General features: G+C 27.3%; 20 protein-coding genes. 14 read left to right on the top strand and 6 right to left on the bottom strand.

The window, feature by feature from the left end; genetic code table 11:
• Positions 1 to 10 precede the first annotated feature (10 nt).
• The 3 genes from KGNDJEFE_RS01160 to KGNDJEFE_RS01170 all read right to left on the bottom strand — a co-directional run bounded on the left by KGNDJEFE_RS01160 (position 11) and on the right by KGNDJEFE_RS01170 (position 1457).
• Entirely contained in the window at positions 11 to 451 is a 441-nt protein-coding gene (locus tag KGNDJEFE_RS01160) for a hypothetical protein (RefSeq protein ID WP_006441224.1), read from the bottom strand.
• 198 nt (positions 452 to 649) lie between these two features.
• Positions 650 to 1093, bottom strand: coding sequence for a hypothetical protein (locus KGNDJEFE_RS01165; protein ID WP_148881766.1), 444 nt, complete (start codon positions 1091 to 1093; stop codon positions 650 to 652).
• Positions 1094 to 1271: 178 nt separating this feature from the next.
• Positions 1272 to 1457 carry a hypothetical protein gene (locus KGNDJEFE_RS01170; protein WP_006441216.1) on the bottom strand — a complete coding sequence of 62 codons (186 nt, stop codon included), beginning with the start codon at positions 1455 to 1457 and terminating at the stop codon, positions 1272 to 1274.
• A gap of 718 nt (positions 1458 to 2175) precedes the next feature.
• Between KGNDJEFE_RS01170 and KGNDJEFE_RS01175 the strand changes: the two genes are divergently transcribed.
• From KGNDJEFE_RS01175 to KGNDJEFE_RS11870, 6 genes are all read left to right on the top strand, one after another.
• Positions 2176 to 2979, top strand: coding sequence for an MBL fold metallo-hydrolase (locus KGNDJEFE_RS01175; protein ID WP_006440991.1), 804 nt, complete (start codon positions 2176 to 2178; stop codon positions 2977 to 2979).
• A gap of 20 nt (positions 2980 to 2999) precedes the next feature.
• On the top strand, positions 3000 to 3479 hold the full coding sequence (gene rlmH, locus KGNDJEFE_RS01180; RefSeq protein ID WP_006440992.1) for a 23S rRNA (pseudouridine(1915)-N(3))-methyltransferase RlmH: 480 nt from the start codon (positions 3000 to 3002) through the stop codon (positions 3477 to 3479).
• Positions 3480 to 3631: 152 nt separating this feature from the next.
• Complete coding sequence (locus tag KGNDJEFE_RS01185; protein ID WP_006440993.1) at positions 3632 to 4501, top strand: AraC family transcriptional regulator; 870 nt, start codon at positions 3632 to 3634, stop codon at positions 4499 to 4501.
• Positions 4502 to 5497: 996 nt separating this feature from the next.
• A complete protein-coding gene (tetA(P), locus tag KGNDJEFE_RS01190; protein ID WP_006440994.1) occupies positions 5498 to 6760 on the top strand; it encodes a tetracycline efflux MFS transporter TetA(P) in 1263 nt (420 codons plus the stop codon).
• A complete protein-coding gene (gene tetB(P) / locus KGNDJEFE_RS01195) occupies positions 6744 to 8702 on the top strand; it encodes a tetracycline resistance ribosomal protection protein TetB(P) (protein ID WP_006440995.1) in 1959 nt (652 codons plus the stop codon). Before tetA(P) ends, tetB(P) begins: the two co-directional genes overlap by 17 nt.
• Before the next feature lie 524 nt (positions 8703 to 9226).
• Positions 9227 to 9427, top strand: a complete 201-nt coding sequence (locus KGNDJEFE_RS11870; RefSeq protein ID WP_259371730.1) for a YcxB family protein — start codon at positions 9227 to 9229, stop codon at positions 9425 to 9427.
• A 96-nt stretch (positions 9428 to 9523) separates the two neighbouring features.
• Here the strand turns inward: KGNDJEFE_RS11870 and KGNDJEFE_RS01205 are convergent, their stop codons facing one another.
• Positions 9524 to 9955 (bottom strand): hypothetical protein, encoded by a 432-nt coding sequence (locus KGNDJEFE_RS01205; protein ID WP_006440998.1) that lies wholly within the window; start codon positions 9953 to 9955, stop codon positions 9524 to 9526.
• 171 nt (positions 9956 to 10126) lie between these two features.
• On the opposite strand from KGNDJEFE_RS01205, the gene KGNDJEFE_RS11665 reads away from it, so the two are divergent.
• Positions 10127 to 10267, top strand: a complete 141-nt coding sequence (locus KGNDJEFE_RS11665; RefSeq protein WP_006440999.1) for a hypothetical protein — start codon at positions 10127 to 10129, stop codon at positions 10265 to 10267.
• A gap of 96 nt (positions 10268 to 10363) precedes the next feature.
• Here the strand turns inward: KGNDJEFE_RS11665 and KGNDJEFE_RS01210 are convergent, their stop codons facing one another.
• Entirely contained in the window at positions 10364 to 10816 is a 453-nt protein-coding gene (locus tag KGNDJEFE_RS01210; protein ID WP_006441000.1) for a hypothetical protein, read from the bottom strand.
• A 205-nt stretch (positions 10817 to 11021) separates the two neighbouring features.
• On the opposite strand from KGNDJEFE_RS01210, the gene KGNDJEFE_RS01215 reads away from it, so the two are divergent.
• Together KGNDJEFE_RS01215 and KGNDJEFE_RS01220 are read left to right on the top strand one after the other, a co-directional pair.
• Positions 11022 to 11783: a HipA domain-containing protein gene (locus KGNDJEFE_RS01215; RefSeq protein ID WP_006441001.1), complete on the top strand. Its 762-nt coding sequence runs from the start codon at positions 11022 to 11024 to the stop codon at positions 11781 to 11783.
• A complete protein-coding gene (locus KGNDJEFE_RS01220; RefSeq protein WP_006441002.1) occupies positions 11755 to 12138 on the top strand; it encodes a hypothetical protein in 384 nt (127 codons plus the stop codon). Before KGNDJEFE_RS01215 ends, KGNDJEFE_RS01220 begins: the two co-directional genes overlap by 29 nt.
• A gap of 48 nt (positions 12139 to 12186) precedes the next feature.
• Here KGNDJEFE_RS01220 and KGNDJEFE_RS01225 read toward each other — a convergent pair whose 3' ends face one another.
• Positions 12187 to 12618: a hypothetical protein gene (locus KGNDJEFE_RS01225; RefSeq protein ID WP_006441003.1), complete on the bottom strand. Its 432-nt coding sequence runs from the start codon at positions 12616 to 12618 to the stop codon at positions 12187 to 12189.
• A gap of 846 nt (positions 12619 to 13464) precedes the next feature.
• Between KGNDJEFE_RS01225 and KGNDJEFE_RS01230 the strand changes: the two genes are divergently transcribed.
• The 5 genes from KGNDJEFE_RS01230 (at position 13465) to KGNDJEFE_RS01250 (ending at position 19991) form a co-directional block, all read left to right on the top strand.
• Entirely contained in the window at positions 13465 to 14877 is a 1413-nt protein-coding gene (locus tag KGNDJEFE_RS01230; RefSeq protein WP_148881767.1) for an RNA-guided endonuclease TnpB family protein, read from the top strand.
• Positions 14878 to 15143: 266 nt separating this feature from the next.
• The gene (locus KGNDJEFE_RS01235) at positions 15144 to 15515 is read left to right on the top strand and encodes a hypothetical protein (RefSeq protein WP_006441004.1); all 372 of its coding nucleotides are present in this window, start codon (positions 15144 to 15146) and stop codon (positions 15513 to 15515) included.
• Positions 15516 to 15577: 62 nt separating this feature from the next.
• A complete protein-coding gene (locus KGNDJEFE_RS01240; RefSeq protein WP_006441005.1) occupies positions 15578 to 15916 on the top strand; it encodes a zinc ribbon domain-containing protein YjdM in 339 nt (112 codons plus the stop codon).
• A 148-nt stretch (positions 15917 to 16064) separates the two neighbouring features.
• Positions 16065 to 17192, top strand: a complete 1128-nt coding sequence (locus tag KGNDJEFE_RS01245) for a hypothetical protein (protein WP_006441006.1) — start codon at positions 16065 to 16067, stop codon at positions 17190 to 17192.
• Between the two features lie 417 nt (positions 17193 to 17609).
• On the top strand, positions 17610 to 19991 hold the full coding sequence (locus KGNDJEFE_RS01250; RefSeq protein ID WP_006441007.1) for a cell wall-binding repeat-containing protein: 2382 nt from the start codon (positions 17610 to 17612) through the stop codon (positions 19989 to 19991).
• Positions 19992 to 20113 lie beyond the last annotated feature (122 nt).

Genomic DNA, 20113 nt, shown 5'->3' on the forward strand with positions numbered 1-20113 from the left:
ATTTATGATATTATTCGCAAATATTTAATATTAAACAAGTGAAAGCATCAGAAACAAAATCTAATAAATTTTCGCATTTTGCAGCAAAACCAAGATTATGTAAGTCATCACAGAAAGAAGAAAGGTGATTATAAAGAAAATCTTCAGCTTCAGAATCTCCCAGAGCATCTATAATATCTTCAGTTTGATAAATTAATTCATTAGAGAATGAATAATCCTCAAGAACTGATTCAACTACCTCAGCCTTTTCGAAGTCATATTCATAACATAATTCCTTAACAAAATGTGAAACAAGATACTCATCAGGATTAGCATTACACAAGAAATGGCGGCCATCTGAAAATAATTCATTAAAAAAAGATAGAGTTTCATCGGATAGTTTATAAGCTAAATCCGGTTTTAATATTTTTGTAACATTTTCTGGTATGCAATTAGCATATTTTTCATTCATAGTATTACCTCCGTTAAATATTTTTATTACTCTTTATAGAGTTAATTATTAATTATGTACATTGAAAGTATATTGTAGAAAAATACTTTCAAATTTATGTTTGATTTTTGCAGTACAAATATAAAAAATTAACTTAAAAATAGTTTCTAAGAAAGGCTGAGTAAAAACACAGCCTTTTCTAGGAAACTATATATGATACTATTCGCATATATTGCTGATTAAAGTTTTGAAAGCATCAGAAACAAAATCTAATAAAGTTTCGCACTCAGCAGCAAAACCTAGATCAGATAAATCTTCACAAAAGAATGCAAGTTGAGTATAAAGAAAATCTTCAGCTTCGGAATCACCAAGAGATTCCATTAAATCTTCAGTATAGTAAAGAATTTCATTAGAAGTTGAATGATTTTCAAGAGCCATTTCACTAGCTTCATCTGAATCCAAATCATAGTCATAAGATAACTCCTTAATATAACTAGAAAGAGGATAAAGTTTTGGTTTAGCAGTAAGTAAAAATTTACGAACATCAAAAATCATTTCAAGTAAAGAAGCTTTGTTTTCAGCTGATAATGCGCAAGCTATGTCTGGTTTAAGAGAAGCTTCTATATTTTCAGAAATTTGATTAGCAGATATTGAATATTTCATAGCATTCACCTCCTTTCATATGAGTTAATAATGAATAAAACAATACATATAATGTATGTAGAAAATCACTCTCAAGTATGTGTTGATTTTTTGCAGAATAAATTTAAAAATAGCTCAAAATAGTTTCTAAAAAAGGCTGAGTAAAAACACAGCCTTTTTCTAGAATTAGATACTCAAATTAATTTAATTCATTTAGTAGATTACTAAGAGCGAACTCAATAAAATCAATTAAGTCCTCAAACTGTAAAACATGTTTGCGTTCAAGAAAATCATCTTCAAACCATTCTAACCGATTATAAATATGTTCTTCATCTTCATTATCACAATCAAGAAGATTCTGAAGTTCTTTAGCTTCGATTAACATATAGTCATACCAAACAGCGTACTCATCGAAGATACAATCAATAATATCCTCAAGAATTTCATCTTCAGAAAGTTATTCAAGAATACGATCTCTTAGAGGAAAATCACCTCTGTTGTGCTCTTTAGAAAAGTCTTCTATAGATTTAATAAGTTCACTAAGTTTTTCTATTACATTTTTATTCATAAAAATGCCTCCTTTTATTATTATTTATATAGTTAATTATTAATTATGTACATTGAAAATATATTGTAGAAAAATACTTTCAAATTTATGTTTGATTTTTGTAGTATAAATATAAAAAACTAACTAAAAAATAATTTCTAATGATGTCTTAATATAATATATTGAAATGATAAGTTTCTTTGTAGGAAAATCGTTCTAACTGTATAATAAATAGTAAAAATATATAATTTTGATGGAATGAAAATGGCAAAAAATGAGAAAAATCGAAAAAAAAATAAGAAATATATGCTATAAATTAACCTAAAGAGTTTTTGTAGTTTTTTGATTCTAACTTATGTTAAATTTTTTGCGGTTTTTTGTGTTTTTTTTGTAAAATTGCGATTAAAAAGTGTAAAAAAATTAGTAGAAAAAAATATTGAAAAAGATACTTTTCTGAGTTATGTTGTTTTGAACAAGGGTATAAATAAAAAAATAAGCAAAAAAGTTATAAAATTGGTATAATAGATAGGCGTGGAAAAAGATGAGAGGTGAGTAAATGATAAAATATTGTTCAGTTGGCAGCGGAAGTTGTGGTAACTGTCATTTTGTTGGATATAAAGATACAAATATTTTAATAGATGCAGGACTTAGTGGAAAGAGAATAACGGATGGGATAAAGGATATTGGAGAAAATCCAGACAACCTAAAAGGAATATTTATCACACATGAACATATAGATCATATTCGTGGGGCAGGAATAGTTTCAAGAAAATTTAATATACCTATATTTGCAAATGTGGAAACATGGAGAGCTATGAAGGACAAGCTTGGAAAGATAGAGAGCAGCAATATGGTAGTATTTGAAAATGATAAAAACTATGCTATCGGGGATATAATAATAAGACCTTTTTCAATAGAGCACGATGCTGCAAACCCTGTTGGCTACAATCTTTGTGCAAAGGGTGGAAGTGAAAAAATGTCGATAGCTACAGATATAGGGACAATAACTGAAAATGTTAGAAAAAATCTTTATAAGTCTAAATTAGTTGTCCTTGAGTCTAATTACGATAAGAATATGCTTTTAGCAGGTTCGTATTCTTATGCGTTAAAGAGAAGGGTAATGTCTGAGGTAGGACATCTTTCTAATGATGAGGCAGGAAAATTCTGTGTGGACTTAATAAAGAATGGAACGGAGAGAATTCTTTTAGCACACTTGAGTAAAGAGAATAACTTCCCTGAATTGGCTTATGAAACGTCAAAGGGAATACTTACACAGAATAATTTTATCGTTGGACAGGATATAAAATTGGATGTACTTTTAAGAAATGATATTTCTGATGTGTACAAGGTAAATCCTTAATTTAAAAGGAAGGTAATAGTATGAATATAAATGTAATCGGAGTAGGAAAGATTAAAGAAAAATATTTAAAGCTAGGGATAGATGAGTTTAAAAAGAGATTATCAAAATACTGTAAGCTAGATATAATCGAGCTTGATGACGAAAAAGCTCCAGAAAAACTTAGCGAAAAAGAGATGATAATGGTTAAGGAAAAAGAGGGTAAAAAGATACTTTCTAAGATAAAAGACACTAGCTACGTAATTGCACTTGCAATAGATGGTAAAAATCTATCTTCTGAGGAACTTGCTGATAAGATGAGTGATTTAGCAGTTAGAGGAAACAGCAATATTACTTTTGTAATAGGTGGATCACTTGGGCTTTCTGATGAGGTGCTAGATAGAGCAGATTATAAGTTATCTTTTTCTAAGATGACATTCCCACACCAGCTTATGAGATTGATTCTTTTGGAGCAGGTGTATAGAGCGTATAGAATAAATAATAATGAACCGTATCACAAGTAAGGTAGCGCGGATGATAAGAGTAAAAATTTAGATATATAATTTAGATCTTAGTTATACTTAAAAAATAATTAGTACGATAATATATGTATAGATAATATCGATAAAAGTATATTACTAAAAATTATAATTGTTAGTATGAGGAGTGATTATACATGGATATGCTTACCAATTTCAATAAAGTTATGGAGTATATAGAAATGCATTTAGAAGAAGAAATAGACTTTAATATGGTTTCAAAGATTGCAGGAGTATCTGAGTATCATTTTAGAAAGATGTTTTCGTATCTTTCAGGTATGACACTTTCGAGCTATATAAGAAAAAGAAGGCTATCTAAAGCAAGTTTTGATTTAATGCAAAAAGATATAAAAATAATTGATATAGCTATAAAATATGGATATGATTCAGCAGATGGATTTAGTAGGGCATTTAAAGAATGGTTTGGTGTGAATCCTTCAGAGATTAAAGATGCTAAGAATCTTAAAGTATTTCCTTGTATGACTTTTCAATTAACTATTAAAGGAGGAAGTAATATGAATTATCGTATTGAAAAAAAAGAAGCTTTTAAATTAGTAGGAGTTAAAGGTCAAGTTCCTATTGTGTTTGAAGGTATAAATCAAGAAATAATGAAAATAGCACAAAGTATAACAGAAGAACAAAGAAAATTATTACAATCATATAGAAATGAAGATGTTAAAACTGTTGTTAACGCTTCATTTGATTTTGATGATAAAAGGTATGAAGAAAAAGGTAACTTAAATCACTTAATTGGATCTATAACTACTCTAGATATAGATTTTGGTGAATTTGATGTTGTAGAAGTTCCTGCTTGTACTTGGGCAATTTTTTCTTGTAAAGGACCATTTCCAACTGTATTTCAAGATACATGGGGAAAAATTTTATCTGAATGGTTGCCATCTTCAAATTATGAATTAATAAACGTTCCAGAAATATCTTTCAATAGAGATATGTCAGATATGCAAAATGTTTATAGCGAAATTTGGATTGGGGTAAAAGAAAAGTAATTAGAACTGAAATTTTATTCTATATCACAGTTAAAGGTACCTTGAATAATTTAAGGTGCCTTTTGATACTTATTTAGAATAACTATTAAGGAACCGTATCACAAGTAAGTGCGAACTTTACCAAAATTGGATATATAAATGAAAGGTAGGTCTGCTTTAATTCTGCAATGAAACTCACAAAAATCTAAAATTTGAATTTTTGTAGGTTATTGTAGTTTTATTCATAGGTTCTTCGTTTTTCACCTATTTCAGCAAATTAGAATTTGTTTTTTCTAATCTATAGTATTGAAAGAAATTGTAAAACATTCCACAAATATATTTTTTATATTCATTTCAGATTTAGGTTAAAGTTAGTAGTTATTCTTTTGTGTATATAAGTTATTTGAAGTAATAAAGTTTCAATTGAATTTGGATAAATATGAATATAAAAGTATTGAAAAAAAATAAAAGTTTATATATAATGTAATTATACTAAAATATAAACATGAAAAATATAAATGTAAAGGAGATGTAAATATGCGCAAAGAGGTAGTTTTTAACTAAACTAACTGAATAAGGATTATTTTAAAAAGTATATGAAAAAAATCTTGGATAACTCAAGGTTTATTTGTGGTAGAAACAATTATTAATAATATTGATATTACCATGTCTATTTGTGTACTCTAAAAATAATCAGTATTATAATGAGCATATTACATCTTTATTTGAAGAATAGGAAAACTGTGTTCTAAACACGGTATTTTTATGCCTATTTTTACTATATTTATAGATATGATATAAGACTTTAATTTGCATAGCTTAATCATAAGTTATATAAATTAAAGTTGTATATTTCATGTTTATATTTAGGTTATATAATTATGAGGCTGTAAGTGAATTATGTTCACTTACAGCTTTTTTTATTTAAGGAGATTATTTTGATGATTTATATATTTAAATATGAAGATTATGAAAAACAAATAAATTTTTTTAAAAATACTAGGATGGTGATTATTAATGGTTAATAAACTTTCAGCATATAAAACTTATTTATTATTTTCAGCTATTACAGCAATGTGTTTTTCACTAGTAGCTACAGTTATGATAGTGTATCACATTGAAACGGTGCATTTAAATCCACTTCAGCTTATACTTGTTGGAACTACTTTAGAAGTAGCATGCTTTATATTTGAAATTCCTACAGGAATAGTTGCAGATGTGTACAGTCGTAAACTATCTATTGTTATTGGTGTAGTTTTAACAGGAGTGGGATTTATTTTAGAAGGTTCTATTTCTAGTTTCGTTTTCGTACTTGTAGCACAGATTGTATGGGGATTAGGTTCTACTTTTATTAGTGGATCTGTTGAAGCTTGGATTGCAGAAGAAGAGAAAGATAAAGATTTGGATAAAATTTATATAAAGGGAGCACAAGCAGGACAGATAGGATCGGTTATTGGAATAGTACTAAGCACTGTAATAGCTAATTTATCTGTAAGACTACCTATTATAGTTAGTGGAGTCTTATTTATAATTCTTGCATTATTTTTATGGTTATATATGCCAGAAAATAATTTTAAATCATCTGCTCCAGAGGATTTAAATACTTTTAAAAAGATGGGATATACCTTTAAATCTGGTCTTAAATTTATAAAAAATAAACCTATAATTATAATTTTGCTTTCAGTAACTTTATTTTATGGATTATCCAGTGAAGGTTATGATAGACTTTCTAATATGCATTTTTTACAAGATACTATGCTTCCTAAACTTGGAAACCTTAAACCAGTGACTTGGTTCGGAATTTTTGGAATTGCAGGAATGATATTGAGTGCTATAGTAATGCATTTTATGGAAAAGAAGCTTAAGGATGATGATAAGAATAAAAATGGAAAGCTGTTATTATGTATAAATATATTTTATATATCATTTATGTTCATATTTGCTATTACAAAAAGATTTAACTTAATGCTAATAGCTTATTTAGCGACAAGTACCTTTAGAACTATAAATGAACCTATATTTAGTGCATGGCTTAATGGACATATAGATGACAAGGCCAGATCTACTGTACTTTCTATAAATGGACAAATAAATTCCTTAGGTCAAATTTTAGGTGGACCAATTATAGGAATCATAGCTACAAATATTTCAGTGAGTATGGGTATAGCATGTACTTCGTTATTAGTAACACCGGTATTAGTGTTATATATTGTTGCTATGATAATGGATAAAAAGGTGGTTGATAGAGTTGGAGGTATTGATTATGAAGAAAATAATTAATATAGGAATCGTAGCACACGTGGATGCAGGAAAAACAACTATAACAGAAAACTTATTATATTATAGTGGAGCTATAAAATCAGTTGGAAGAGTTGATTTAGGCAATACACAGACGGATTCTATGGAGCTTGAGCGTAAGAGAGGGATTACCATTAAATCATCAACCATATCTTTTAATTGGAATAATGTCAAGGTTAATATTGTTGATACTCCAGGACATGTGGATTTTATTTCGGAAGTTGAACGTTCATTAAGTGTTTTAGATGGAGCGATACTAGTTATATCAGGAGTAGAGGGTATTCAGTCACAAACAAGAATATTATTTGAGACATTAAAGGAGTTAAACATTCCAACAATAATTTTTGTAAATAAGCTAGATAGAATTGGGGCAAATTTCAATAAAGTATTTGAAGATATAAAGAAGAATATGTCCAATAAAGTAGTTAGATTACAAGAAGTATATGATGTAGGAAGCAAAGCTGTTTATATAAAAAAACTATTTGATACATGCATGATAAATGATGATGCTATTGATGTTTTATCAGACTTAGACGAAGCATTTTTAGAAAGATATATTGGTGGAATAGAACCTGATAAAGAAGAAATACAAGAAAAGCTTTCATTATATGCAAGTGAAGGAAGTCTATATCCAGTATTTTGTGGTGCGGCAGCAATTGGACTTGGAGTTGAAGACTTATTAGATGGAATTTGTAGTTATTTTCCATTTGCAGGTGATGATTGTGAAAGTGATTTATCTGGAGTAGTATTTAAAATCGAAAGAACAAGTAAAAATGAAAAGAAGGTTTATGTAAGATTATTTGGAGGAAAAATATCTGTAAGAGATAAAATTCAAGTACCTAATAAGGAGATAGCAGAAAAAGTAAAGAAAATTAATAGGTTAGAAAATGGGGGAGTTGTTGAAGCACAGAGGATAGAAGCAGGGGATATAGGTATTTTATATGGACTTACAAGTTTCCAAGTGGGAGATGTTATTGGAATTTCAAATGATAAAATTAAAAATATATCTATAGCTAAACCAGCATTAAAAACAACAATTTCTGCAATTGATAAAGAAAAAAATCCAGAGCTATTTAAAGCATTAACATTACTTGCAGAGGAAGATCCACTACTAGAATTAGAGATGAATGACATAGATAAAGAAATTTATGTCAACTTATTCGGTGAAGTTCAAATGGAAATACTAAGTTCCATGTTAGATGATTTATATGGAATAAAAGTAGAGTTTTCGAATATTGAGACTATCTATAAGGAAACACCTAAAGGTTTTGGAGCGTCAATAATGCATATGCAGGAAGACTTAAATCCATTTTGGGCGACAGTAGGCTTAGAAATAGAACCAGCAGGGAGAGGCGAAGGTCTTAGGTATATTTCTAATGTTTCAGTAGGGTCATTGCCAAAATCTTTTCAAAATGCAATTGAAGAAGCAGTTATTAAGACAAGTAAACAAGGATTATTTGGATGGGAGGTTACAGATGTAAAAGTCACTCTTAGCTGTGGTGAATTTTTTAGTCCAGCCAGCACTCCAGCAGATTTTAGAAATGTGACACCTATGGTATTCATGGAAGCATTATATAAAGCACAAACTGTTTTATTAGAGCCATTACATGAGTTTGAGTTAAAGATTCCTCAAAATGCTTTAAGCAAAGCGGTATGGGATTTAGAAACTATGAGGGCAACCTTTGATAATCCTATTGTTATAGGGGATGAATTCTCAATAAAGGGATTAATTCCAGTAGAAAATTCAAAAGAATATAAAATGAAAATAGCTTCATATACAGAAGGTAGAGGAATGTTTGTGACAAAATTTTATGGGTATAAGGAAGCTTCAGCTGAATTTTCAAAAGCACGCAAAAAAACAACGTATGATCCATTGAATAAAAAAGAGTATTTGCTTCATAAACTAAACGCAATTAGAGATTAAATTTAAATAGATAAGTTAAATTTTTATATGTAGGATTTAAATATAAGACATTCAAAGCCTAAAAGTAAAGGAAGGGTCGTCTGAAGAAGATGAAGACCCTTCCTTTTTTCATGTTACTATGCTTAATTGTAAGTGCTTGAAATTTGTAATATAATGTAAATAAAGTTTTTAATAATAAGGGGACGGCACAAATGAAAATCGACTTTAAAATAACAAAAGATGACTATATAAGCTTCAATTTACATCATTTAGAAAACTCGAAATCACAGAAAAGTACATTTAACATACTTAGATATGCTGTACCCATAGTACTTTCTATACCAATCTACTTTACAGGAACGGGGATATTTAATCAACCGAGTATATATTGGATTATAGTAGCGATAGTTTTTTTAGTCATTTGGATTTTAACATATCCTAAGCAATACAAAAAATTAGTAGCTAAAGAAACTGATAAACTCATAAGTTAAGGAGATAATTCATCAATATTTGGAAGTAAGACTTTAGAAATTATTGATGGGACAATAGTAGTAAAAGGGGATTCTATATCAGAAACAGTATCGTTAGAAAGTATAAAAGATGTAAAAGTTTACGAAGATATGATCCTTATATATATAAGTGGATTTGTAGCTCATATAATTCCAAGGAGATATTTAGATAAAGAAATAGAGAAAGAACTTATGAAAGAGCTTAAAAAATGTAAGGCTTTAGAACAATTAAAGTAAAACGTGCTCCTTTGGAGGTGTAACGGAGAACCGTATCATAAATAGAAAAAAGACTGTTAAGCTAACTTTTGAGTTAGATAACAGTCTTTTTTGTTGTTATTTATCTTTATTTTCTATTGTTATATTATAAATTAAAATTCCTATGGATAAAATAGGGAATATCAAAAGATACATATCAAAACCATTGTAAACAAAGTTAATACCAAAATTTATAATGAATAAAACTGAAAATATTATAACAAATACATTATCATTTATGAAACTAAAATTTTTACCTAAAATCATAAATATAAATCTTAAAATACCAGAAATTGATACTATGAAAAGCAATACTAAAAACAGATAGTAGATAGATTTTGTCGTAAAAAGATGCGAAGCTGCTGTATAGTTGAGTTCTTTTTTTAATATACCATAGGCAAATAATGCTATAGGTAAAAGAGAACAAGCAGCTTTATTTTTGATTTCTGAAATTCTTTGTTTAGGAATTTCTGATTTAGGATTGTTTATGTCTTTAATAATAACTTTCATAAAAATCACCTCTAGTCTATCTTTACTTAAGTATATAATATTTTTCTATGTAAAAAATGTTTTTTTTGTTTTGTAATAAATTTGTAATATTTAGATAATTTGAGTGTGATAATATATAATTATTGTATATAAACTAAAAATTATAATAACTTAAAAACTTAGGAGGATTATATGGATATACAGAATATATTAGTTCCAATAATGATTTTATTTTTCTTAGGAATAATAGGTATAATTGTATTGTCGATTAGGGTTTTACTTTTGATGGTAAAAGCATTAAAAATATACATATCAAATAATGAAAATAAATAAGTCGAAAATAAAAACTGCTATAAATTATATAATTTGTAGCAGTTTTTTATAATTAACTATTTTTAATTTTTTGGAATCTTTGTAAATAGATATAGTCTATTTATTCAACTTCATATTTTTGAAAATCCTTATAACAGCTGCAACTACTAAAGATCCAACCAATATAAAGAAGAACGAATTAACTTCTTTTCCTAAAGCTATATCTAATACAACATTTATTGCTAAAAAAAGAACCAACAAAGCACTAAATGCGTCAGAACTAATAAACGTAAAATTTATTTCCAGTTCCATAAAAATAAATCTTAAAATGCTAGAAAAACATGTTAAAAATATTAATCCTAAGATAATAACTGCAATAATTGGATATGCGAAAAATGACATTGCATCTGCAGTTAGAAATACTTCTAACACAAAACCACCATAAGCTAAATCAGAGAAAAATAACAGTAGAATTATTGTAGAAAATAATGCTAATGTTCTTACCTCTCCTATCTTTTCATCTGGAATATTTGATTTAGGTTTATTTATATCTTTTGTAATGAATTTCATAATTATCAACACCTTTATCCTATTATTTACTAGATTATACAATATATTTTTATGTAAAAGTCATTTTTTTTTGTTCTGTAATAAAACTGTAATATTTAGAAAAAATAAAATGAATTAATATTTAAAAGATTTACCTTGACTACTATCTTATTTAAGGTATTCTTTAAATAAGATAAATATTTTTTTGAAAGGAAGTGTTTGCAAAATGTATAATATTTCTAGTGAAGATAAATATAAATTATTAGAATTAACCAGTACAGCTAAAGGTGTACTTAGAAAATATATAGATGAAAAAAATGGATATTATTATAAAACAGGTATAGAGCAGTTAGGAATTTATGAAAATAAAACTGTTTTTGCTGAGGTAATTTCTTATGAAATAGGAGAATTATTAGGACTAGATGTATTAAAGCAAGAATTAGATGAAATGGAAATAGATGGGGAAAAAATTACTGTATGTAGAAGTAAGAATTTTTTAAATGATGGAGAAACATTTATTTCAATAAGAAAGTATTCGAAAAGTATAATATCGTATGAGGATTTAAAAAAAGAGTTTCCTCAATTTATGGAATATTTTAATTCTATTTTAATTTTTGATTTCATAATAAATAATACAGATAGACATTTGAACAATTTTGGATTGATTTTTACAGGTAATGATTTTAGGACACCTCCAATATTTGACAATGGAATGTCTTTGCTTGCCGAATTAGATAATGAAAAAATAAAATTATTTGCAAAGAATCCATATAGAATAAAAAAAGCTGATTCATCAAAACCATTTTTTAAAAAGCATTATAAACAAATTGAACTGATAGAAAAACTTCCTAAGATAAATTTAGATTTTAATGATGAAGATATAGAAAATATAATATCTAAATATTATTATGGTGATAGAAAAGAAGTAGTTATGATTCTATTGAAAGAGAGGTTAGACTATGTTAGAAAAATATACTCTAAAATATAAAGATATTGCTGTTGGAATTTTAAGTTATGATACAGAGAGTAGAAGATTTTCTTATGAAACTATAAATAAAACATTAGATAAGTTTAAATATCCACCAATTCTATTCGATTATAGATATTTTGATGTTAATCATATTCCAACAAATGAAGAAATTATAGAGTTTTTAGAAGAAAGAACAATTCCAGAATGTAGAGCAGATAAAGTTCTCGAAATGTTAGGCATGGATAATTATAATGTTTGGGAAATTTGCAAGGCTACTAGAGGCGTTGTTGCAGACGATTATTGGTGGTTAGCCAAAGACGGAGATAGATACGAAGATTTTCATATAAGAGCAAGATTTGAAAAAAATAATTAGGAATAAAAATAAATCCCTCATTAAAAGCTGAGGGATTTATTTTTATACTTAATTATTTTTAATTTCTTTGAATACATAATAAGCTGTAACTAGAACAAATACTGCTGAAGTTGCAAAAAGAGGAAAATTAAATCCACTAGTAGCTAAACTTAGTACAAAATTTACTATAAGTATTGCTGATACTATTACAAGTAATACAACATCATTTACAAAAGTAAAATCTTTCCCTAATTTCATAAATACAAATCTAAGAACTGATGCTACTAAATTGATGATAAGCAAAGCTACAAATGTGTAGTAAACAATCTTTGTAGTTAATAATGAAGAGATACTCTCAAAAATAAAACCATCATTTGAGTAATCAGCTACAATCAATATTAAAAATAGGAGTGATCCAATAGCATTGTAAGATACGCTGCTAAGTCTTTTTTCAGGAATTTCATCTTTATTTGTGTTTATATCTTTTAATAAAAGCTTCATAATTATCAGCTCCTTTGTATTATTGTTTACTAGATTATACAATATTTTTTGATATAAAAATCATTTTTTTTGTTTTGTAATAAATCTGTAATAAATAAGAAAAATACATATAAATCATTGAAATTTACAAATATAAAAGTATTAATTTGAAGTTGATTTATAATAAAAACAAAAGATTACAATACTCTTTAAAATAGTGTTTTTTTTCACAAAGTTGTTATAATTAGTATATCCAATAAACTTTTAGGAGCAACTATATAGTTGTTAAAAATATATTCAAAAATATACATATATAGACAAATATATTTTTACAAAGAGCTCCCTACATTCATAAAGAGTGTAGAGAGGCGAGAAATCGTCCAAAACTCCTTTAATTGCTGGAAGTTCCTAAAGCTAGTTAAACTACAACGTAGAATTGAAAAATATTCAAGTGTGAATGTGGCGAAAGCAGAAAAAATTAACTAGATGGCATAAGGTTAAATCCTAAGTGCTTTAATAATGGATAATCAGCAGCCAAGATCCGAATAGGATAAGGTTCAACGACTAGGCAAATGCCGTACATCACAAGCTATTGGTGGTGGAAATGGGGAGCATCTAAAAAATTAGATGGTGATATAGTCTGTGCTTAATGGAAACATTAAGAAGTTCATAAGAGAACTGATTGGAAAGTAGCGATTCCGATTGAACACTCTAAAAATATATACGGATGTATTTTAGATATAACGACCGTATTTTTTATTTATTTAAAAACTTAAAAAATATTTTATATTATTTGTATAATATAACTTCGATTTGTATATAATATAATTAGAAAGATAAATTTGTTATAGAATCGAGGTGAGGTAAATGGGAAAGACAATAACTAAAACTGTAAAACAATATTCCTATGGAGTTGATGATTATAAAATTGAAGAACTATTAAAAATAGGAAGGGAATACAAAAATGTTAAAAATTACGTGTATTCAAGATATAGTGGAATAAGAAGTCTTTTAATCATTGAAAAACCTCGAAAAATCAGAGATGAATGGGTAAGTACAAAGTTTTATAAACAATGGAAATTACCAGCTAGATATTGGAAATTAGCATTACAAGATGCAATTGGAAATATAAAGTCTGGTTGGTCTAATACAAAAAATGAAATTAGGACTGCTGCTTATAATAACGAACATTTATCTACTGATGATAGATATTATATAAATTATATACTATTAGCAAATAAGCTTTATTATAATGTATTAAACAACATAAACTTTGATATTCCTAAAAAATTTGAAGGAAAAAACTTAAATATTAAATATTTGAATAACTTAATAAAAAGATACACTAGGCGATATAAAGGAAAAGTTCCTTATACGAACAAAATAAATTCTTTTTCGATAGATACAGGTTTGTATAGATATTCAAAAAATAAATTAAAGGAAAATTATATTTATATAGCTTCAATGGAAACAAGAAAGAGAATACCAATAAAATTGAGGGATTCAAATAAATACAACAAAATACTTAAAATCAAAATCATAGATAATGTAGTGAGAATAAATATTCCATTAGAAGTGGAATCAAAGGAAAATACCAACGAAAATATTATAGGAATAGATAAAGGATATAGATACTTGCTTGCAACATCAAATGGAAATCTGTATGGAGAAAAATTGAATTATTATTTAAGTAAAGAAACTGAAAGATTGAATAATAAAAATGCTAATCGAAATAGAATTTTCGCACTTAGAAGAAAATACCTCGAAGAAGGGAACACTAAGAAAGCGGACAATATACTTAAAAATAATTTAGGAAAGAAAAAATACAGAAACAACAAAAATAAACACGATGAAACAGTTAAATCTTACATAAACAAAAATATCAATGAATTTATAAAATCAGAAAAGCCTAAGGAAGTTGTAATGGAAAATTTGGATTTTGTAAGTTGGGATGACAGATATCCAAAATCTGTAAAAAGAAAATTATCAAGATGGATTAAAGGATATATAAGAGATAGACTTGAGTACAAATTCAAATTAAATAGTATTGAATTTACATACATAAATCCAGCGTATACAAGCCAAATTTGTAGCAAATGTGGAAGATTTGGTGTAAGAGATGGAGATTTGTTCACGTGTGATAATTGTGGAGAAATCCATGCTGATATAAATGCAAGTAAGAATATTTTAGAGAGAAAGTATGATAAAGAAATAAAGATGTTTACAAGTTATAAGAAAGTTAAGGAAATACTAGAAAGTAGAATTGCTGATACAAAGTAAAAAAATAGGTTAAAAGTATATTTTATTTAATCACAAATATATTTTGTATTTATCCAACTGTTGATAAATAGAGGGTGTATTTTATCGGTGACGGGGGTTAGATAAAATGCTTTAAATAAATAAAAAATACGGTTGTGGGATAATCGAGATATAAAATATATTGAGATAACTGGCCCAACCAAGACTTAAAACTATCAAGAGATAGAATAAGAGCGAAATATCTAAAATGAGTACATTTGTATATATTTTTAGAACCAGGGATTCATATGACGGTATCTAGAATAATAGATTCAGAAATGGAAGAATTCAGCAGAAAATATCGTAATTTGGCAGTTTCTTTGGTATTTGTACCATTTGTTGTGCTGCTTGTAAAAAGTATGGGATATTTTACTAGCAATAATAATCTAATTTCATACATTTATTTGAGTATACTTGGATATTTTGTAGCAAAATATCTAGACAAAAGAGTATATAAAATTATTTCTGTGCTCAATCTTATTTTGGCAATGATAGCATATACTATAATTATTATGCCAGCATTGATAATACCAGATATATTGGGTGTGATTTCTTATAGTATACCATACATAACGATTTTTCTTATTGCAAAGTTTTTAAAAAAGGAAAATATTAATTAAAAAACTCCAGTTTGTATAGTATAATGAAAAAGACTATATTAAAAAACGGAGGAAATTAAAAAATGGAAAATTTACCAAATTGCCCTAAATGTAATTCAGAATACACTTATGAAGATGGAAGCCTTTTAGTTTGTCCAGAATGTGGATACGAATGGAATCCAGAAACAACTGTGGATGAAAGCGTGATAAAAGACGTAAACGGAAATGTATTAAACGACGGAGATTCAGTTACAGTTGTTAAGGATTTAAAAGTTAAAGGAAGTTCTTCTTCTATAAAAATAGGAACTAAAGTTAAAAATATAAGACTAGTTCCAGATGCTGCGGATGGACACGATATAGAGTGTAAAATAGATGGATTCGGAGCTATGAAATTAAAATCAAGTGTTGTAAAAAAAGCATAAAAATGTAAATATGAATTAATAAAAATCAAGGTGTGATTTGAATAATATTATAAAATGATATTATAAGATTAATGCCTTGATTTTTTTTATTTAATTACTTCACTTGTCTAGTTTTTTATAATAATACAGATATATTTTGGAGGAAACTATGAGTAAAAAAAGTACAAAAGATATATTAACATCACCATTTTTAATAACAGTATATGCAATAATCTTGATGATTGTATTTCTATTTTTTAAATTCAAGACAAATGAAGGAATAATAGTTAATTCTTTTGAGGAAAAAAATAAATCTTCTTGGAGTTGTAGTTATGATTTTTTCAGAGGAGAGAAAAAATCTAATATGAAAGGAAAAGGAGATGATTTATTTATTAATGTAATGTCAGAATCAGGAGAAATGAATATAAAAGTAGAGGATAAGAATGGGAAAATATTATTTGATCAAACCGTATCAAATTTAGATGATAGCGGAGAATCAATAGATGTTTTTAATATAAAAGTTTCACAAGAAGTAAAAGTTAGTATAAAAGCTAAAAATCACAAGGGAGATTTTAAAATAAATTATAGAGATTTAGAAGATTTTTCTAAAGAAAGTAAAGAAGGAATATTTTTATATGGAGAAACTCACGATTATAAAGGAATAAAAAAGGCAGAAGTAGATCTATGGGGAAAATACTATAAAGAATATGGTATAAGAAACTTATTTATAGAAGATTCATATATAGATGCTCAATTTTTAAATATGTGGATGAAGTCAGATGATGATAAGATTTTAAATGAGCTCTATGATGATTGTGATGGAACATTGGCTCATACAGAAGAAAATTTAAACTTCTTCAAAGAAATAAAGAAAAAATATCCAGAAACAGTATTTTATGGTACAGATGTATGTCATACATACAAAACAGGTGGAAAAAGATATTTAAAATATCTTGAGGAAAATGGAAAAGTTGGAACAGATGATTATAATAGATCTGTGGAATCTATAGAACAAGGAAAGAAGTATTATGCAGATGAGGAAACAGGGAATAAGTATAGAGAAAATATAATGGTGAAAAATTTTGTAGATGAGTATGAAAAATTAGAAGATAAAAGAATTGTAGGAATATACGGGACTTCTCATGTATTACCATATTCAAATGATTATTTTAATGAGATACCATGTATGGCAAATCAGTTAAATAAAAAATATCCAAAGATATTAAATATAGAAGGTGCTTGTACTTTAGAAAGATATCCAAAATATAAAGATAGCGAATACAGATATTATAAATAAGACAAAATCAATTTAAATGTAAAAATAATTTACATTTAGCAATATATCTGCTCTAAAAACAGATAAGTAGATAAAAATCTATAAAAATTCAACTTAATAAAATTAAGTGTTAAAAATTAAATAAGAACGAATAAAAATATTGAAAAATACAGTCTAATATACTTTTAGACTGTATTTTTATTTTTTTAGAAAATTCCATTTATTCAATTCAAATTCTTTCTATTTTCAAAAATAGTTACAAATTTGTTTTTGTTAGTTAAGATTACTATTGCAACCAAAGGGTATATGTGTATAATAGAGAGACTGTAAGGGAAAATTGCAGTTATCTCTAAATAAAAAGGAAATCCCGGGAGTAGAAAAATTTAATAGCTTTAAAAGTTAAAACAATTTAAAACTATTCGATGAGGTGGTAGAGATATGAGAAAAAATAAAAACAAATTAGTGGCAGTTATTATGGCATTTGGAATGACTATTGTGCCTATAACTCAAGTAAATGCAATGGAAATAGGCAATATCGATGAAATAGTAGAAAGCAAGACGGATACTTCAGATTTTGGTGATGATTACGAGGAAAGTTCATCATTTGAAATAAGGAGTGAATTAGATCTTAGAAAATTTGCAGAAATGGTAAATTCTGGAAAAGATTTTGTTGGCAAAAAAGTAGTTATACCTAAAGAAATAGAAAAAATAGAACTTTCTGGAGAGTGGACTCCAATAGGAAAGGCTAGAATAGATATACATAATGGAAAAAATTCTTCTGAAAGTGAAAGAAGTTTTAAGGGAGAATTTGACGGAAATGGATGCGAAATTTCTTGGTTAAGACTAAAAAATATATATGCTAATTCAAATACTTTAGGCTTATTTGGAGCGATAAGAAATGCAAAAGTTGGGAATTTAGTATTTACAGATGTAAATATAGATATAAAAGATTTAGAGCAGAGTTCACAAAAACTACAGACTATTACAGGAACAGCAGTAGGTGTGTCACTTGGAGAAAGTGATGTACATGATGTAACTGTAAAAAGTGGAAATATTTCAATCGGAAGTGGAGCAGCAATTGTAGGTATGGCGGTTAATTCAGGAAATATTTACAACAACAAAAATGAAGTAGATGTCAATACAAATCAAAATGAAGCGATATTAGGTGGAATAGTTGGAAAAGCATACTATATAGACTCTAATATAGATATAAATAATAATATAAACAATGCAAATATCGGCTCTTATGGAATTACTAAGGAAAATGAAAAAGCTAGTGTAACTGGTGGGATAGTAGGATTTTCATCAGCTAATGTTTTTGAAAATGAAAATATACCTCCAGAAAATGTAAAAGAGTCAAACTCAGTTATATCTGGTGGAATAGTAGGAATACAGACAACATACGGAGATGTATTTTTGAATAAAAATAGTACTACTGTAACAGCAGATAGATTTGCTGGTGGAATAATTGGATTGATAAGCTACAACAACCATGGCGATGAACGGAAAATAGGTAAAATATCAGTAAAAGAGAATAAAAATAGTGCGGATGTAATATCTAACCATGATAGAGGAGTAGTAGGAGGAATAGTTGGTCAAATCTACAATACAGCGGATGTTTCTATCAATACTAATACAGCAAGTAAAATAAGTGGTGGTGTAAAAGGGTATTCAGCTGGAATAGTTGGAAATATGATATTTGGCGATAACTACTTATTCTCAAATGATGATGAATTGAATATATACGTCCACGAAAATATAAGTACTACAGATATTTCAAATTTAATTGGAAATAAAAATCGTATAAATCTATATGCTAATGGAGAAAATATAGAAAGACATTTTATCTCTGAAAATAATTCAAATGAAATAAAATTAGTGCAGAATGAGGATCAAGATAAAAAATCAAACGATATGGAAATAGATGAGGATAAGTTTGAAGAAGGAACTAAAGAAGAAAATAAGATTGATAAAGATAAAGAAATAGAAAAAGAAGTAAAAGATGAGAAGGTAAATTTTGAGAGTCAAAAGATATTTGGAAAAGATAGATACGATACTGCAGCTAAGGTAGCTACTAACTTAGGTAAATACAACAAAGCGATATTAGTAAATGCAGAAAATAGTATGTCAGACGGACTATCAGCAGCAGGTTTATCTGGAAAAGAAAAAGCTCCAATACTTCTAGTTAAAAAAGATAGTATTCCTCAGAGTACTTTAGAAAAATTAAAAAACGTAGATAAAGTATATATAATAGGTGGAAATAACGCTATAAGCGAAAATGCTGAAGCCGAACTAAAAAACATAAAAAATATAAAATCTATAGAAAGATTAGCAGGAAAAGATAGAGTAGAAACGTCTAAAGCAGTAGCAAGAGAGATAAAAGAGTACTCAAAAGCATTTGTTGTAAATGGATATAAAGGTGAGGCAGATGCTATGTCAGCATCACCTCTAGCTGCAAAATATAAAGCACCGATAATTTTGACAAATGGGAAAAATATTGAAGTAGATAAAAAAGATGTAGAGTATTATGTAATAGGTGGAGAAGCTGTTGTAGATAATAGTATAGTAAAAGAATTATCAGCAACAAGAATATCTGGAAAAGATAGATATGAAACAAACAGAAAAGTTATAGCTAGATTTTATAAAAATAAAAGTAAACTTTATATAGCAAATGGAAGAACTCTTGTAGATGCACTTACTAGTTCAAATTTAGCAAAAGAAGATGGAATAGTACTTGTATCTGAAAACACGGATAATAGTATATTAAATGGGAAAAATATAATCCAAATAGGTGGTATGAACTTCAAAATAAAAAAATAAAATAAAAATTTTAAAAAATATCTCAAAAACTTCCCCAAAATAAAACCTCCCTCTGTATTGTATAGTGAAAAGAAAAAAGAAAGCAAACTTACATAGAATATTCTATAAATGCAAAGGGAGGA

It is taken from the genome of Peptacetobacter hiranonis (assembly GCF_008151785.1).
GTDB classification, from domain to species: Bacteria; Bacillota; Clostridia; order Peptostreptococcales; family Peptostreptococcaceae; genus Peptacetobacter; species Peptacetobacter hiranonis.

Excerpts from the sequence above, each read along its gene's own strand:
- KGNDJEFE_RS01165 (WP_148881766.1), bottom strand. The coding sequence starts at position 1,093 with ATGAAATATTCAATATCTGCTAATCAAATTTCTGAAAATATAGAAGCT.
- KGNDJEFE_RS01225 (WP_006441003.1), bottom strand. The coding sequence starts at position 12,618 with ATGAAGCTTTTATTAAAAGATATAAACACAAATAAAGATGAAATTCCT.
- KGNDJEFE_RS01240 (WP_006441005.1), top strand. The coding sequence starts at position 15,578 with ATGGAAAATTTACCAAATTGCCCTAAATGTAATTCAGAATACACTTAT.
- KGNDJEFE_RS01215 (WP_006441001.1), top strand. The coding sequence starts at position 11,022 with ATGTATAATATTTCTAGTGAAGATAAATATAAATTATTAGAATTAACC.
- KGNDJEFE_RS11665 (WP_006440999.1), top strand. The coding sequence starts at position 10,127 with ATGGATATACAGAATATATTAGTTCCAATAATGATTTTATTTTTCTTA.
- KGNDJEFE_RS01205 (WP_006440998.1), bottom strand. The coding sequence starts at position 9,955 with ATGAAAGTTATTATTAAAGACATAAACAATCCTAAATCAGAAATTCCT.
- KGNDJEFE_RS01170 (WP_006441216.1), bottom strand. The coding sequence starts at position 1,457 with ATGTTAATCGAAGCTAAAGAACTTCAGAATCTTCTTGATTGTGATAAT.
- KGNDJEFE_RS01245 (WP_006441006.1), top strand. The coding sequence starts at position 16,065 with ATGAGTAAAAAAAGTACAAAAGATATATTAACATCACCATTTTTAATA.
- KGNDJEFE_RS01230 (WP_148881767.1), top strand. The coding sequence starts at position 13,465 with ATGGGAAAGACAATAACTAAAACTGTAAAACAATATTCCTATGGAGTT.
- rlmH (WP_006440992.1), top strand. The coding sequence starts at position 3,000 with ATGAATATAAATGTAATCGGAGTAGGAAAGATTAAAGAAAAATATTTA.
- KGNDJEFE_RS01250 (WP_006441007.1), top strand. The coding sequence starts at position 17,610 with ATGAGAAAAAATAAAAACAAATTAGTGGCAGTTATTATGGCATTTGGA.
- KGNDJEFE_RS01160 (WP_006441224.1), bottom strand. The coding sequence starts at position 451 with ATGAATGAAAAATATGCTAATTGCATACCAGAAAATGTTACAAAAATA.
- KGNDJEFE_RS01210 (WP_006441000.1), bottom strand. The coding sequence starts at position 10,816 with ATGAAATTCATTACAAAAGATATAAATAAACCTAAATCAAATATTCCA.
- KGNDJEFE_RS01220 (WP_006441002.1), top strand. The coding sequence starts at position 11,755 with ATGTTAGAAAAATATACTCTAAAATATAAAGATATTGCTGTTGGAATT.
- KGNDJEFE_RS01175 (WP_006440991.1), top strand. The coding sequence starts at position 2,176 with ATGATAAAATATTGTTCAGTTGGCAGCGGAAGTTGTGGTAACTGTCAT.
- KGNDJEFE_RS01235 (WP_006441004.1), top strand. The coding sequence starts at position 15,144 with ATGACGGTATCTAGAATAATAGATTCAGAAATGGAAGAATTCAGCAGA.
- KGNDJEFE_RS01185 (WP_006440993.1), top strand. The coding sequence starts at position 3,632 with ATGGATATGCTTACCAATTTCAATAAAGTTATGGAGTATATAGAAATG.